This is a genomic window from Pantoea allii (assembly GCF_046529425.1).
Lineage (GTDB): Bacteria > Pseudomonadota > Gammaproteobacteria > Enterobacterales > Enterobacteriaceae > Pantoea > Pantoea allii.
On sequence record NZ_CP125958.1, the window covers coordinates 3,838,571 to 3,854,326 of the forward strand.

The 15,756-nt window shown below is 55.5% G+C and carries 10 protein-coding genes and 1 riboswitch; of the genes, 8 read left to right on the forward strand and 2 right to left on the reverse strand.

Annotated features, from left to right (window positions below):
- Positions 1-160: 160 nt before the first annotated feature.
- From sgrR to thiQ, 4 genes are all read left to right on the forward strand, one after another.
- The gene (gene sgrR / locus QNH99_RS18160) at positions 161-1,822 is read left to right on the forward strand and encodes an HTH-type transcriptional regulator SgrR (RefSeq protein ID WP_410517007.1); all 1,662 of its coding nucleotides are present in this window, start codon (positions 161-163) and stop codon (positions 1,820-1,822) included.
- Positions 1,823-1,857: 35 nt separating this feature from the next.
- Positions 1,858-1,962: riboswitch (TPP riboswitch) on the forward strand.
- 44 nt (positions 1,963-2,006) lie between these two features.
- A complete protein-coding gene (gene thiB / locus QNH99_RS18165) occupies positions 2,007-2,993 on the forward strand; it encodes a thiamine ABC transporter substrate binding subunit (protein ID WP_063878382.1) in 987 nt (328 codons plus the stop codon).
- The gene (gene thiP / locus QNH99_RS18170) at positions 2,969-4,579 is read left to right on the forward strand and encodes a thiamine/thiamine pyrophosphate ABC transporter permease ThiP (RefSeq protein ID WP_410517008.1); all 1,611 of its coding nucleotides are present in this window, start codon (positions 2,969-2,971) and stop codon (positions 4,577-4,579) included. The genes thiB and thiP overlap by 25 nt, the downstream gene beginning before the upstream one ends.
- Positions 4,563-5,264 (forward strand): thiamine ABC transporter ATP-binding protein ThiQ, encoded by a 702-nt coding sequence (gene thiQ / locus QNH99_RS18175; RefSeq protein ID WP_410517009.1) that lies wholly within the window; start codon positions 4,563-4,565, stop codon positions 5,262-5,264. Before thiP ends, thiQ begins: the two co-directional genes overlap by 17 nt.
- Here thiQ and QNH99_RS18180 read toward each other — a convergent pair.
- Positions 5,261-6,025, reverse strand: coding sequence for a DedA family protein (locus QNH99_RS18180; RefSeq protein WP_063878379.1), 765 nt, complete (start codon positions 6,023-6,025; stop codon positions 5,261-5,263). The two genes, thiQ and QNH99_RS18180, sit on opposite strands and share 4 nt — an antisense overlap.
- A 168-nt stretch (positions 6,026-6,193) precedes the next feature.
- Here QNH99_RS18180 and polB point away from each other — a divergent pair, with 168 nt between their 5' ends.
- The 3 genes from polB to rluA all read left to right on the forward strand — a co-directional run bounded on the left by polB (position 6,194) and on the right by rluA (position 12,307).
- The gene (gene polB, locus QNH99_RS18185; protein WP_410517010.1) at positions 6,194-8,554 is read left to right on the forward strand and encodes a DNA polymerase II; all 2,361 of its coding nucleotides are present in this window, start codon (positions 6,194-6,196) and stop codon (positions 8,552-8,554) included.
- A 155-nt stretch (positions 8,555-8,709) separates the two neighbouring features.
- Complete coding sequence (gene rapA, locus QNH99_RS18190) at positions 8,710-11,616, forward strand: RNA polymerase-associated protein RapA (RefSeq protein WP_410517011.1); 2,907 nt, start codon at positions 8,710-8,712, stop codon at positions 11,614-11,616.
- Positions 11,617-11,653: 37 nt separating this feature from the next.
- Positions 11,654-12,307, forward strand: a complete 654-nt coding sequence (gene rluA / locus QNH99_RS18195) for a bifunctional tRNA pseudouridine(32) synthase/23S rRNA pseudouridine(746) synthase RluA (protein WP_063878377.1) — start codon at positions 11,654-11,656, stop codon at positions 12,305-12,307.
- Positions 12,308-12,368: 61 nt separating this feature from the next.
- Here rluA and djlA read toward each other — a convergent pair whose 3' ends face one another.
- A complete protein-coding gene (gene djlA, locus QNH99_RS18200; RefSeq protein WP_063878376.1) occupies positions 12,369-13,184 on the reverse strand; it encodes a co-chaperone DjlA in 816 nt (271 codons plus the stop codon).
- Between the two features lie 182 nt (positions 13,185-13,366).
- Here djlA and lptD point away from each other — a divergent pair, with 182 nt between their 5' ends.
- Positions 13,367-15,739, forward strand: a complete 2,373-nt coding sequence (lptD, locus tag QNH99_RS18205; RefSeq protein WP_410517012.1) for an LPS assembly protein LptD — start codon at positions 13,367-13,369, stop codon at positions 15,737-15,739.
- Positions 15,740-15,756 lie beyond the last annotated feature (17 nt).

Consider the following 15,756-nt stretch of genomic DNA (forward strand, 5'->3'; position numbering starts at 1 on the left):
CGAAATGGTAACACACGACTCAGAAGGGACAGACATCGCTGCCAGTCCATGTCAGAGCGCCATTCATGACTGAATGCCTCCCGCTCTTCCATTACAGGAAAGCTTGCCTCTAAAATGAGGTAAGAAAAACAGAGCACGTTTCTCAGGGAGTTCCTCTTTTATGTCTTCATCACGTCTGAAGCAGCAGTTCATTCGTCTGTGGCAAAGTTGCCAGGGGCAATCGCAGGAAACAACCCTGGGCGAGCTGGCTGATTTGCTGCACTGTTCGCGTCGCCATATGCGAAACCTGCTAAACAGAATGCAGGAGGCTGGCTGGCTGACCTGGCAGGCCGAAGCCGGACGGGGAAAACGCTCCCTGCTCACCTTCTGCTATACCGGGCTGGCACTGCAGCAGCAGCGAGCCGAAGACCTGCTGGAGCAGGATCGTATCGATCAGTTAGTCCAACTGGTGGGGGATAAAAACCAGGTCAGGCAGATGATTAGCGCGCACCTGGGGCGCAGTTTTCGCCAGGGCAAACATATTTTGCGCGTCCTTTACTACCGTCCTCTGCTCAATCTGTTGCCCGGATCGCCACTGCGCCGTTCCGAAACCCATATTGCCCGCCAGATCTTTAGCGGCCTGACCCGTATAAATGAGGAAAAGGGGGAAATCGAAGCCGATATCGCCCATCACTGGCAGCAGACCTCGGATCGTCACTGGCGCTTCTATATACGGCCGGCCATCCGTTTTCACCATGGCCGGGAACTGGAGATGGCCGACGTTATCGCCAGTCTTGAACGTCAGCGCCAGCATCCTCTGTTTTCCCATATCCACCGGATCGATTCTCCTGCCCCCTGGACGCTGGATATTTATTTAGACCAGCCCGACAGCTGGCTGCCCTGGCTACTGGGCAGCGTCAGCGCCATGATTCTGCCGCGTGAATGGCCTGAAATCCGCGATTTTGCCCGCCAGCCTGTGGGAACCGGCCCCTATCGGGTGATACGCAATCAGCAAAGCCAGCTGAAGATCGAAGCGTTTGATGATTATTTTGGCTATCGCGCGTTGATCGATGACGTGTCGGTTTGGGTCCTGCCCGAGATCAGCGACGAGCTGGTGTATGCCGGCGTTCGTCTGCAGGGCGAAAATGCCGATGAGAAACAGGAAGAGAGCCGCCTTGAAGAGGGTTGCTACTATTTACTGTTCGATCAGCGTTCAGAAAAAGCCGCCGATCGGGACATCCGGCGCTGGGTAAGCTACCTGCTTAATCCGATTGCACTCCTCAATAAGGCGGGCATGGGTTATCAGCGCTACTGGTTCCCGGCTTACGGCCTGCTGCCCCGCTGGCACCATCGCCGCGATCTGACCCCGGTGGAAAAACCTGCCGGTCTCACGACGCTGACGCTGACCTGGTATAATCAGCATATTGAGCATGTCAGCATTACGGATGCCCTACGTCCACTGCTGGCAGAACATGGCGTTGCTTTGGAAACCCGAGAGGTCAGTTACGAGAGCTGGCATCAGGGCGAGGGTGAAAGCGATATCTGGCTGGGCAGCGTCAATTTTACTCTGCCACTTGAGTATTCACTGTTTGCGTTGTTATACGAAACGCCGTTGATGCAGCACTGCCTGCCGGTTAACTGGCAGCAGGATGCCGCGCGCTGGCGGGAAAAAACGCTTCCCCTTGCCGAATGGGGTAAACACCTGGTTGAGAATAACTGGCTCCATCCGTTGTTTCACCACTGGCTACTGCTGGAGGGCCAGCGAAGCATGCGCGGCGTCCGAATGAATACGCTGGGCTGGTTTGATTTTAAATCCGCCTGGTTTGCCCCGCCCACGCTGTGAGCCTTCCCCCCTGACCGTTAAATGACTAGAATGTCACGTTCTCAACGGGGTGCCTCTTTCCACAGTGTCAGAGCGCTGAGAAATACCCGTCGAACCTGAATCGGTTAATACCGACGTAGGGATTTGAGAGGCTACTTTGCTCAGATCCTTTGCGACTCAACCCTGCCGCCATTAGGAGCGCAAAGTGTTAAAAAACGTCCTGCCCGTGCTGCTGTTACTTTCTACCCCGGTATTCGCCGCCAAACCTGTCCTGACGGTTTACACCTACGACTCCTTTTCCGCTGACTGGGGCCCCGGCCCGGCCGTAAAAAAAGCGTTTGAAGCCCAGTGCGATTGCGAACTGAAATTTGTTGCCCTGGAAGACGGGGTATCTCTGCTGAACCGCGTGCGCATGGAAGGCAAAAACAGCAAGGCCGATGTGGTATTAGGCCTGGACAACAATCTCGTGCAGGCGGCGGCACAAACCGGCCTTTTCGCCAAAAGCGACGTGGATACCAGCAAACTGCAGTTGCCGGACGGCTGGAAAGACACCACTTTTGTGCCCTTCGATTACGGTTACTTTGCGTTCGTCTACAACAAAAACACCCTGAAGAACCCCCCTACAAGCCTGAAAGAACTGGTGGAAAGCCCGGAGAAGTGGCGCGTGATTTATGAAGATCCGCGCACCAGCACGCCGGGCCTTGGCTTGTTACTCTGGATGCAAAAAGTCTATGGCGATAAGGCCCCTGAAGCCTGGCAAAAGCTGGCGAAAAAAACCGTCACGGTTACCAAGGGCTGGAGTGAAGCCTATGGTCTGTTCCTGAAAGGCGAAAGCGATCTGGTGCTGAGCTATACCACATCGCCGGCTTACCACATCATCGAAGAGAAAAAAGATAACTATGCCGCTGCGCCGTTTGCCGAAGGCCATTATCTGCAGGTAGAAGTGGCGGCCAGACTGGCCAACAGTAAACAGCCAAAACTGGCACAGCAGTTTATGCAATTTATGGTGACGCCAGCTTTCCAGAACACCATTCCGACCGGCAACTGGATGTATCCCGTGATCAAAACCGACCTGCCTGCTGGCTTTGCCTCACTCAGCGTGCCAAAAACCGCATTACAGTTCTCGCCCGAAGAGGTCGCCAGCCACCGTTCGCAATGGGTTAGCCAATGGCAACGCGCCGTCAGCCGTTAATTCCGTGCTGGCTGATTCCGGGTTCCCTCGCCACGCTACTGCTTTGCAGCGTGGCGCTGTTGGCATTTGCGTCATTGTGGATGGCGGCACCGGCGACCGACTGGCTGAAGGTACTGCAGGATGATTATCTGCACCATGTGATGGTCTTTTCATTGGGTCAGGCCCTGCTCTCTGCCCTGCTCTCTCTGCTTCCGGCCATTCCGCTATCCCGAGCCCTTTATCGACGCCGCTTTCCTGGCCGCCAGTGGTTGCTGCGCCTGTGCGCTATGACCCTGGTACTGCCCGTCCTGGTCGCGGTGTTTGGCCTGCTCACCGTTTATGGTCGGGTGGGCTGGCTGGCACAGCTTTGCGCATGGCTTGGTGTGGACTATCACTTCTCACCTTACGGGCTGCAGGGCATTTTACTGGCGCACGTATTTTTTAATCTGCCGTTGGCTACGCGCCTGATGCTTCAGTCACTGGAAAGCATTCCTGCCGAACAGCGGCAGCTGGCTGCCCAGTTGAACATACGTGGCTGGCATCAGTTCCGGCTGCTTGAGTGGCCCTGGCTGCGCCGCCAGCTGCTGCCCACGGGCGCACTGATCTTCATGCTCTGCTTTGCCAGTTTTGCCACCGTACTCTCGTTGGGCGGTGGCCCCCAGGCAACCACTGTCGAACTGGCCATCTTCCAGGCGTTAAGTTATGACTACGATCCTGGCCGGGCTGCGTTGCTGGCGCTTATTCAGCTCTGCTGTTGCCTGATGCTGGTGATCCTCAGCCAACGCTTCAGTAAAGCCATTCCGGCTGGCAGTCCACAGCTGCAGGGCTGGCGCGATCCTCAGGACTCCACGCTGTCACGCGTCAGTGACGCCGTGATGATTGTTTTCGCGCTGCTGCTGCTGCTGCCTCCGCTGCTGGCGGTGATTGTGAATGGTCTGGAGGGCGGGATTCAGGGCGCGTTACAGCAACCGGCGCTGTGGCAAGCCACCCTGACCTCGTTGCGGATCGCGCTCGGTGCCGGGCTGTTATGTGTGGCGCTGACCACGATGTTGCTGTGGAGCAGCCGGGAGCTGCGCCTGCGGCAGCGTAATGTCGCCGCACAAGCCATGGACAGCAGCGGTATGTTGATTCTGGCGATGCCCGGTATTGTGCTGGCAACCGGCTTTTTCCTGCTGCTGAACGCGACGGTCGGTTTGCCCGACGCCCCGGATGGCGTGATCATTTTTGCCAATGCGTTAATCGCCATTCCCTACGCGCTGAAAGTGCTGGAAAACCCCATGCGAGATATCGCTGAACGTTACACCCGCCTGTGCGGCGCACTGGGCATCAGCGGCTGGAACCGTCTGTGGCTGATTGAACGGCGAGCGCTAAAGCGTCCACTGACGCAGGCGCTGGCATTTGCCTGCATCCTGTCAATTGGTGACTTCGGCATTGTCGCGCTGTTTGGCAACGCGGATTTCCGCACGCTGCCGTTCTACCTTTATCAGCAGATAGGTTCCTATCGCGGCGCAGATGGGGCCGTGACTGCGCTGATACTGCTGTTACTCTGCCTGTCTCTGTTCACTCTGATGGAAAAATTACCGGGTCGCCATGCTGACACTGAATAATCTGACTTACCTGTATCAGCATTTGCCGATGCGTTTTTCTCTGAACGCCATTCGCGGCGAACGGCTGGCTATTCTCGGTCCCAGCGGCGCGGGTAAAAGCACGCTGTTAAATCTGATAGCCGGCTTTCTGCCTGTTAGCCAGGGCAGCCTGACGATTGACGGTGTCGATCACACCCACAGCGTACCCGCTCAGCGACCGGTGTCGATGCTGTTTCAGGAAAACAACCTGTTTCCACATCTTAACGTTGAACAAAATCTGGGGCTGGGCTTACATCCAGGATTGAAGCTTAATTCAGTGCAACGTCAGCAGGTCGCGGCTATCGCCCACCAGGTGGGGTTAAGCGATATGCTGACGCGCCTGCCGGGTCAGCTCTCGGGTGGACAACGCCAGCGCGTTGCGCTGGCGCGCTGTTTACTCCGCGATCGCCCGCTGCTGCTGCTGGATGAACCTTTTTCGGCGCTTGACCCGGCCCTGCGCGGTGAGATGCTTCATCTGGTGCGTACCGTCTGCGAAACCCGCGCGATTACGTTGCTGATGGTGTCGCACAGCCTTGAAGATGCGCAGCAGATTGCACCACGCAGTGTTGTCGTGGTGGACGGACGGGTTTACTGGGATGGCGCGACGGACAGACTGTTATCAGGCGAAATACGGGAAGCCGATGTGCTCGGCATCCCGCTTCGTTAGCCAATAAAGACCTGCCACAAAAGGTGGCGGAAAATCGGCATCATCGGGTGAAACTGGATGCCGACAAAGGCTGCAACGGCGACGACAAAGCTCAGCGGTGCCAGCCAGCGCAGGCGTTGCGGCGGCAAATACGCCGTCGCCCAGTCGCGGGTTTTACCGCTGCGCCACCAGCGCCAGCACAGCCAGCATCCCAGCCACACCAGAATAGCAACGCCCAATAACAGCCAGATGAAATGACCGCCCCTGGCTTCTTTCGGTACATCAATCGCGACGCCTGCCAGAATACCCGGCAATAAATAGAGCGGTGGCCATAAAATGCAGCCGATCAGGTTGGGGGGCAGAAACTTACGCACCGGCAGTTCCAGCATGCCCGCCACCAGCGGGATTAACGGTCGGGTTGGTCCCACAAAGCGCCCGACCAGAATGGTAAACATGCTGTGCTGATACAGCGCATGTTCGGTCTTATCCAGTAACCCTTTGTACTTTTGCAGGTATTTCCAGCGATGGAGCGGCCCCTGAAACTTCCAGCCAATGCCATAAGATACCCAGTCGCCCAACAGGCAGCCGACGAAGCCCGCCGCCCAGGCCGGATACAATCCTATCTGCCCACTACCGACCAGCGCGCCCAGGCTTGCCATCATCACGGTTCCGGGGAGTAACAGCCCCACGAACGCTAATGACTCCAGAAATGTCACCAGCGCCACGGCAAACAGCGCCCACTCCAGCGACTGTGTAATCAGGTGTTCAACCCAGGCTTCCATATCAATCCTCAGAAAAAGCAGAAGGCTGGATTGTCCAGAGCAGACATCACAGCGTCAAGGCAAGAATTGTAGGTCAATATTGACAAAACGCACCGGCAGACACTGTATAAATATCCATGTTATACTTTTTAACCTACACTTCCGACTCGCTGTCTGCCTGGAGAATACGTGAATAAGCCCCGCGCAGGGTTTCTGCTCAGCCGTCACTGGCGCGATACGCCGCAAGGCACTGAAATTACGCTCTGGCTGGCCACCGATTCAGGTGCTCAGCGCGTCGTGCTGCCCGCGCAGGAATCGGTGGCCTTTATTCCCGTTGAATATCAGGCCCAGGCGGAATCGCTGTTGCAGGACGAGCGTCAGCTGCGCATCCAACCTTTGCAGTTAAAAGATTTTCGCCGCCGTCCGGTATTTGGCCTTTACTGCCGCCAGCACCGTCAGTTGCAGTGGATTGAAAAAAAACTGCGTGAAAACGGTATTCCTCTCTATGAATCCGATATCCGTCCCCCCGAGCGCTATCTGATGGAACGGTTTATTACCGCGCCCGTGTGGTTCGATGGAGATATTCAGGGCGATTCGGTGGTTAACGCTCGTCTTAAACCTCATCCTGATTACCGCCCGCCACTAAAGTGGGTATCGCTGGATATCGAAACCACTCAGCACGGGGAGCTTTACTGCATCGGCCTGGAGGGCTGCGGTCAGCGCCAGGTTTACATGCTGGGGCCGCCTAACGGTGATGCCAGCGCACTGGATTTCGAACTCATCTACCTTGAAAGCCGCCCGCAGTTGCTGGACGCGCTTAATCGCTGGTTTGCCGACAACGACCCAGATGTGATCATCGGCTGGAACGTGGTGCAGTTTGACCTGCGTGTGCTGCAAAAACACGCCGACCGCTACGGCATTCCGTTGCGTCTTGGCCGACAGCAGGCCGTGCTGGAGTGGCGAGAGCACGGTTTTAAACCCGGCGTTTTTTTTGCCCAGGCCAGCGGACGCCTGATTATCGATGGCATTGATGCGCTGAAATCCGCCTTCTGGGACTTTCCCTCCTTTAGTCTGGAGGCCGTCTCGCAGCAGCTGCTTGGTGAAGGCAAAGCCATTGATAATCCGTGGCAGCGCATGGAAGAGATCAACTGGCGTTTTGCCAACGATAAACCGGCGCTGGCGCGCTATAACCTGAAAGACTGTGAGCTGGTGACGCGCATCTTCCACAAAACCGAGATTATGCCGTTTTTGCTGGAGCGCGCAGCCGTCAACGGGCTGGCAGTCGATCGCCACGGCGGCTCCGTCGCCGCCTTCAGTCATCTGTATATCCCCCGCATGCATCGGGTCGGTTTTGTTGCGCCTAATCCTGGCGATGTTGCACCAGAGGCCAGCCCCGGTGGTTACGTAATGGATTCCCGTCCCGGCCTGTATGATTCGGTGCTGGTGCTGGATTATAAAAGCCTGTACCCGTCGATTATCCGCACTTTCCTGATCGATCCCGTCGGCCTGATTGACGGCCTGGCGCACCCTGCTGACGCTGACTCCGTCACCGGTTTCCGCGAGGCACGTTTCTCCCGCACAACGCACTGCCTGCCGGCTATCGTTGAACAGATTTGGCAGGGACGTGAAACCGCAAAACAGCAGGGTAATAAACCGCTGTCGCAAGCGCTGAAAATCATCATGAATGCGTTTTACGGCGTGCTGGGCACCAGCGCCTGTCGCTTTTTTGACCCACGGCTGGCTTCCTCCATCACCCTGCGCGGTCACGCCATCATGCAGCAAACCCGCGAGCTCATTGAAGCCGAAGGCTATGATGTGATTTATGGCGATACCGACTCAACTTTTGTCTGGCTCAAATCCGCCCACAGTGAAGCCGATGCAGAAGCCATTGGCCGCTCGCTGGCGCTGAAGGTTAATCACTGGTGGCGCACGCATCTGCAACAGCAATACGGCCTGACCAGCGCACTGGAGCTGGAGTATGAAAATCACTTTTGCCGCTTCCTGATGCCCACCATTCGCGGTGCCGAACAGGGCAGTAAGAAACGTTATGCCGGCTTAATTCGGGAGGCCGAAGGTGAACGTATGGTGTTTAAAGGGCTGGAATCGGTGCGTACCGACTGGACGCCGCTGGCGCAGCAGTTTCAGCAGGCGCTTTACAGCCGGATATTTCATCGCCAGCCGTGGGAGGAGTATGTCCGTACCACCGTGGCGCAATTACTGGCGGGCGAGCTGGACGATCAGCTGATTTACAAAAAGCGCCTGCGCCGCCCGCTGAACGAGTATGAACGAAACGTGCCGCCGCACGTTCGCGCCGCCCGCCTGGCTGATGAACAAAACCGTAAACTGGGCAGGCCGCTGCAATACCAGACCGGCGGCCGCATTCGCTATGTGATTGCCACCAGCGGCCCTGAGCCAGTGGAGGCCCGAACCACGCCGCTGGACTACGATCATTACGTCACAAAACAGCTGCAACCCGTAGCCGAAGGCATTCTGCCCTTCGTCGAGGGTGACTTTGCTACACTCATTACCGGGCAGTTAGGGCTTTTTTGACAGGTGACGAATGCCCTGCCATCCAGTACCATAATGCCCTTCCTCAAAACTCACTGCTCTGACATGACGTACCAGGCCCTTTTGCCTGGTTGACATGCTATTGCCTGAGAATGGGGAACACCTTCAAAAACGTTAAAAATTCGAGCAAAAATTATATGGTTTTTACATTAGGTCAGCGTTGGATCAGTGATACAGAAAGTGAACTGGGATTAGGCACCGTGGTGGCGATTGATACTCGCATGATCACGTTGATTTTTCCGGCCACAGGGGAAAATCGCCTCTACGCTCGCAACGACTCGCCGGTCACTCGCGTGATTTTTAATCCGGGTGATACCGTTACCAGCCACGAAGGCTGGCAGATGCAGGTCGATGAAGTCCGCAATGACAATGACCTGATAACCTATATCGGCACGCGCCTTGATACCCAGGAAACCGACGTTATGCTGCGCGAAGTGATGCTCGACAGCAAACTGGTGTTCAGTAAGCCTCAGGACCGGTTATTCGCAGGCCAGCTTGATCGTATGGATCGCTTCGCCCTGCGTTTTCGTGCACGTAAATACCAAAGTGAGCAGTATCGTCTGCCTGTCAGCGGCCTGCGCGGCATGCGCACCAACCTGATTCCACATCAGTTGCACATTGCTCACGATGTGGGTCGTCGCCATGCGCCGCGCGTTCTGCTGGCGGATGAAGTGGGCTTAGGTAAAACCATTGAAGCCGGCATGATTATCCAGCAGCAGCTGTTAGCGGGCCGGGCTGAGCGCGTGCTTATTGTGGTGCCGGAAACCCTGCAACATCAATGGCTGGTAGAAATGCTGCGCCGCTTCAACCTGCGCTTTGCCCTGTTCGATGACGATCGCTATGCCGAAGCACAGCATGACAGTGATAATGCCTTTGACACCGAGCAGTTGATCATCTGCTCGCTGGACTTTTTCCGTCGTAATAAGCAGCGTCTGGATAAGCTGGCGGAGGCTGACTGGGATTTAATGGTGGTCGATGAAGCTCATCACCTGGCCTGGTCCGAAGGCGAACCCAGCCGTGAATATCAGGTTATCGAAAAACTGGCCGAAAAAACGCCGGGCGTCCTGTTACTGACGGCAACGCCAGAACAGTTGGGCATGGAGAGCCACTTTGCGCGTCTGCGCCTGCTCGATCCTAATCGTTTTCATGATTTTGCCGCCTTCGTTGAAGAGCAGCAGCACTTCCGTCCGATTGCGGACGCGGTCACCTCGCTGCTGGCCGATCATGCCATCTCACAAAGCGAGATGAATATGATCAATGAGCTGGTCGGCGAGCAGGACATTGAACCGCTGCTGCAGGTGGCAAACAGCGACCGTGAAGGCAAGCAGGACGCGCGCAAAGAACTCATTTCTATGCTGATGGATCGCCACGGCACCAGCCGCGTTCTGTTCCGTAATACGCGTAACGGTGTGAAAGGCTTCCCTAAACGTGAGCTGCACCAGATCCGTCTGCCGCTGCCTGCGCAGTATCAAACCGCCATTAAAGTGTCCGGTATTATGGGAACGCGCAAAAGCGCAGAGGCGCGTGCGCGCGACCTGCTCTACCCGGAGCAGATCTATCAGGAATTCGAAGGCGATACCGGCACCTGGTGGAACTTCGATCCACGCGTTGAATGGCTTATGGGTTATCTCACCAGTAACCGTAAAGAGAAGGTGCTGGTGATCTGCGCTCAGGCCGCGACGGCGCTGCAGTTGGAACAGGTCTTGCGTGAACGGGAAGGGATTCGCGCTGCGGTGTTCCACGAAGGCTTGTCGATTATTGAACGCGATCGGGCCGCCGCCTGGTTTGCTTCAGACGAGAACGGTGCGCAAGTGCTGCTGTGTTCCGAAATTGGCTCCGAAGGCCGTAACTTCCAGTTCGCCAGCCGTCTGGTCATGTTCGATCTGCCGTTTAACCCGGATCTGCTGGAACAGCGTATTGGTCGTCTGGACCGTATTGGTCAGGCACACGATATCCAGATTCTGGTGCCGTGGCTGGAGAAAACGGCGCAGGCCGTGCTGCTGCGCTGGTATCACGAAGGGCTGGATGCGTTTGAGCACACCTGTCCGACCGGCAGAGCAATCTATGACAGCGTTCACGCAGAGCTGATCAACTATCTGGCTGCGCCGGAAAACAGCGACGGTTTTGATGATTTCATCATTGAATGCCGCAAGCAGCATGACGCGCTGAAATCCCAGTTGGAACAGGGTCGCGATCGCCTGCTGGAACTGAACTCTAACGGTGGCGACGCCGCTCAGGCGCTGGCGAATACCATCGCCGAGCAGGACAATGATACCGAGCTGGTTAACTTTGCCCTCAACCTGTTCGACATCGTGGGAATCAATCAGGAAGACCGCAGCGATAACCTGATAGTGCTGACGCCATCGGATCATATGCTGGTGCCGGATTTCCCGGGCCTGCCAGAAGATGGCTGCACGATTACCTTCAATCGCGATCAGGCCCTTTCGCGTGAAGATACGCAGTTTATCACCTGGGAACATCCGTTAATCCGTAATGGGTTGGATCTGATCCTGTCAGGTGACACCGGGAGCTGTGCGCTGTCATTGCTGAAGAATAAGGCCTTACCCGTGGGAACGCTGTTGGTCGAAATGATCTATGTGGTGGAAGCGCAGGCGCCGAAACATCTGCAACTCACCCGTTTTCTGCCGCCAACGCCCGTGCGTCTGCTGTTAGATCGCAACGGTACGAATCTGGCCGGTAAAGTGGAGTTCGAGAGTTTCAACCGTCAGTTGAATGCGGTTAACCGCCATACTGGCAGTAAGCTGGTGAATGCCGTACAGCAGGATGTTCACGCGATTCTTACGCTGGCCGAAAAAGAAGTCGTCAGTGAAGCGCGCGCCGTCATTGACGCGGCACGGCGTGAGGCCGGCGAAAAGCTGGGGGCCGAGTTATCCCGTCTTGAAGCCCTGAGAGCCGTGAACCCCAACATCCGTGACGATGAAGTCGAGGCGTTAGAAAGCAATCGCCAGCAGGTGCTGGAGAGTCTGGATGAGGCCAACTGGCGACTGGACGCGCTGCGTCTGATTGTGGTTACGCATCAATAAGTTCAGGGCCGCAAGGCCCTCTTTTTTGGAATAACCTATGGAACCCTATAATCCGCCGCAGGAGCCCTGGCTGCACATCCTGTATCAGGATGCCCACATCATGGTGGTGAATAAGCCCAGCGGCCTGCTTTCGGTACCCGGCCGGCTTGAAGAGCACAAAGACAGCGTGATGACGCGGATTCAACGCGATTATCCCGAGGCTGAGTCCGTGCACCGGCTGGATATGGCGACCAGTGGCGTGATAGTGGTTGCCCTGACGAAAGCCGCCGAACGCGAGCTTAAACGCCAGTTTCGCGAGCGCGAACCCGCGAAGACCTATGTGGCCCGGATCTGGGGCCATCCGGCCCACGAGAAAGGCGTGGTGGATTTACCGCTGATTTGCGACTGGCCAAATCGCCCGAAACAAAAAGTGTGTTTCGAGACCGGCAAGTCGGCACAAACCGACTATCAGGTGATTGAATATCGCGAAGATAACAGCGCCCGCGTTGTACTGAAGCCGATTACCGGGCGGTCGCACCAGCTGCGCGTGCATATGCTGGCGCTGGGCCATCCGATTCTGGGGGACGGTTTTTATGCCCATCCGGAAGCAAAAGCCATGGCAGAGCGCCTTCTGCTGCATGCCGAATCATTAACCATTACGCACCCAGCGTTTGGTAATGCCATGACCTTCAGGCAGCCTGCCGATTTTTAACCCGCGCGCCATGCCGGGTATTCGCGCGCCCTGGCCATTCGCCCGGGCGCGCATCAACCGCTTACTTAAACCCTTTTTCTTTGCGAATCAGATCGTAAGCTGACTGAATGTCCTGCGCTTTCTGTTTGGCCATTTCCATCATTTCTGGCGGCAGGCCTTTCGCCACCAGCTTATCCGGGTGATGTTCACTCATCAGCTTGCGATAGGCGCGTTTAATGGTGGTGGCATCATCCGTCGTTTTCACGCCCAACACATTGCAGGCATCCGAGAGCGTCGGGCCACGTTGCGCCTGTTGAAAGCCACCCTGTTGCGAGTAGCTGCGGCCGCCACCGAACTGCTGGCCCCCTTCCATCATGCGCAGAAACTGGTCGAACTGGCTGCGTGAAATCCCCAGTTCTTCACCAATCACATACAGCACCTGACGTTCATTGGGATGCAGTGAGCCATCGGCAAAGGCCGCCTGAATCTGAATTTCCAGAAACATCCTAATCAGATCAAAACGGCCGAAGCAGGCGCTGCGTAATTCACGCAATTTATTACGTAACGGATACTCGCCCTGTTTGCCTTCACGAAAAGCACGCTGAGCAGCCGTTCGGGCCTCTCCGTGCAACTGCATGCGATCCATAAACAGCGAGGCAATCTGGATATCCGCTTCGGTTACGCGCCCTTTGGACTTGGTTAAGTGCCCCATGACCTGAAAAGTCGTACTGAAAAACAGTGACTGCCGGGTCTGATTATTTGAGAAGTAAGCCTTGCTCTGCGCACCGCGAACCTTATCAAATCCATGCCCAACGATCAGACCAATTACAATTCCCCAAAAGCCTGCGCCGGACAGCAATCCAAGCACTAAACCTATAACTTTTCCCCAGTAGCGCATAAACTCCTCAATTCGCCATGCTTACGGCTGAAAATTGCATTATCATACCTGTCATTTATCTCAGCGCCTAACGGCAGCGCGGACAGAAAAGGATTAACACTGGCACAACGCCAGGCAGTGCGTTAGTCTCTGACCCGATTGTCGGCATGATGCCAGTTTTCATGGAATTTTCGATACCGCGTATGAAAAAACATATACCTACTCTGCTGGCCACCATGATCGGCGCAGCCATTAGCCAGCAAGCCTTCGCCGACGATTTAATGTCGCAGTGTATGTTGGGCGTACCCAGTTACAATCGTCCCCTGGTTAACGGCGATCCTAATCAGCTGCCCGTTACTATTCACTCGGATTCACTGAAAGGCAACTACCCTGACGATGCGGTATTCACAGGTGATGTGGATGTTAAGCAAGGCAACAGCCGCATGCTGGCAGACGAAGTCCAGCTTCATCAACGCCAGCCCGAAGGGCAGACGGTTCCCGTCCGTACTGTGGATGCGCTAGGTAATGTGCACTACGATGACAATCAGGTCATCCTGAAAGGTCCGAAAGCCTGGTCAAATCTTAATACCAAAGATACGAACGTCTGGAACGGCGATTATCAGATGGTAGACCGCCAGGGGCGAGGCACTGGCGATCAAATGAAGCTGCGCGGAGAAAACCGTTACACCATTATGGAAAACGGCACCTTCACCTCCTGTCTGCCTGGCAGTAACAGCTGGAGCGTTGCCGGTTCTGAGATTATTCAGGATCGTCAGGAAGAGGTTGCTGAAATCTGGAATGCGCGCTTTAAGCTCGGTTCGGTTCCCGTATTCTACAGTCCTTATATGCAGCTGCCGCTGGGCGACCGCCGCCGTTCAGGCTTCCTGATCCCCAACGCCAAATACGGCAGCAGCAACGGTTTTGAATTCATTCTGCCTTATTACTGGAACATCGCGCCGCAGGCGGATGCCACCATTACGCCGCATTACATGAGTAAGCGCGGGCTGCAATTGCAGAATGAATTCCGCTACCTGACCCAGGCGGGTGCAGGCATCGTTGAGTTCGACTATCTGGCATCGGATAAGCAGTACGACAACGATAAAGCCGCGCGCGGCATCGCCCAAGACGACAGTTCCGACCGCTGGTTATTTTACTGGCGCCATTCAGGTGTTTATGACCAGCACTGGCGTTTTAGCGCTGACTACACCAAAGTCAGCGATCAGTATTATTTCAACGATCTGACCTCACCTTATTACAGCTCGACTGACGGTTACGCCTCGCAGAAATTTAGCGTGGGCTACGCGGATACCAACTGGGACGCGACCCTGTCGACCAAAGACTTCCAGATTTTTGGTAATACCAGCAACAGCAACGTCTATCGCGCCTTCCCGCAACTGGATGTGAACTGGTATCAGAACGATGTCGGCCCGTTTGACACCCACATTTATGCTCAGGCTGTGAAGTTCACCAACGTAAACAGTAGTTTCCCTGAAACCACACGTTTACATGTTGAGCCCACCATCAATCTGCCGTTATCAAACGGCTGGGCCAGCCTGGATACCGAAGCCAAGTTTCTGGCGACGCACTACCAGCAAAAAGATGTTGATTACTACAACACTAACTTTGCACCGAGCAGCACCACGAGTGGTGTGCTGAAAGACTCCGTCAACCGCACCTTGCCCCAGTTTAAGGTCGACGGTCGCATGGTGTTTGACCGTGATATGGACTGGGCGCAGGGTTATACCCAGACGCTGGAACCCCGGGTTCAGTACCTCTATATCCCGTATCGTGACCAGAGTGATATCTATCCTTACGACTCCACCCTGTTGCAAACCGACTATACCGGCCTGTTCCGCGATCGCTCATACAGCGGTCTGGATCGCATCGCATCGGCCAACCAGGTTGCAACCGGTGTGACGACACGAATTTATGATACCGATCTGGTTGAACGTTTTAACGTTTCTGTGGGTCAAATCTATTCGTTTACGCCTTCTCGTACGGGCGTTAACCAGGTCAACAAAGAAGATGATACCGGCAGTCTCCTGTGGGCAGGTGACAGCTACTGGAAGATAAGCGATCGTTGGGGCGTGCGTGGCGGGCTGCAATACGATACCCGCCTGAATAACGTCGCGCAGGGTAATACCGTGCTGGAATACCGTCGTGACGCTGACCGTATGGTGCAGTTGAGCTACCGTTACAGTAGCCCGGAGTATGTTGCTTCTGCGCTTAATGACAGCTCACTGGTGAATAACCCGATTTATAAAAACGGGATTTCGCAGGTTGGTACGACGGCGAGCTGGCCGATCCATGACGCCTGGTCGGTGGTTGGCGCGTATTACTATGATACGCGTAATAATCGTCCTGCATCACAGTTGGTTGGCCTGCAGTACAGCTCTTGTTGTTACGCGGTTCGTCTGGGCTATGAACGCAAAATCAACGGTTGGCAAAACAACGACAGTAAGTATGACAACCAAATCTCATTCAACATTGAGTTACGTGGCCTGAGTTCAAATTATGGGCTGGGCACCGGCCAGATGCTGGCTCAGGGAATCATCCCTTATCAGCATGCATTCTGATGTTGTGATGTTTGACA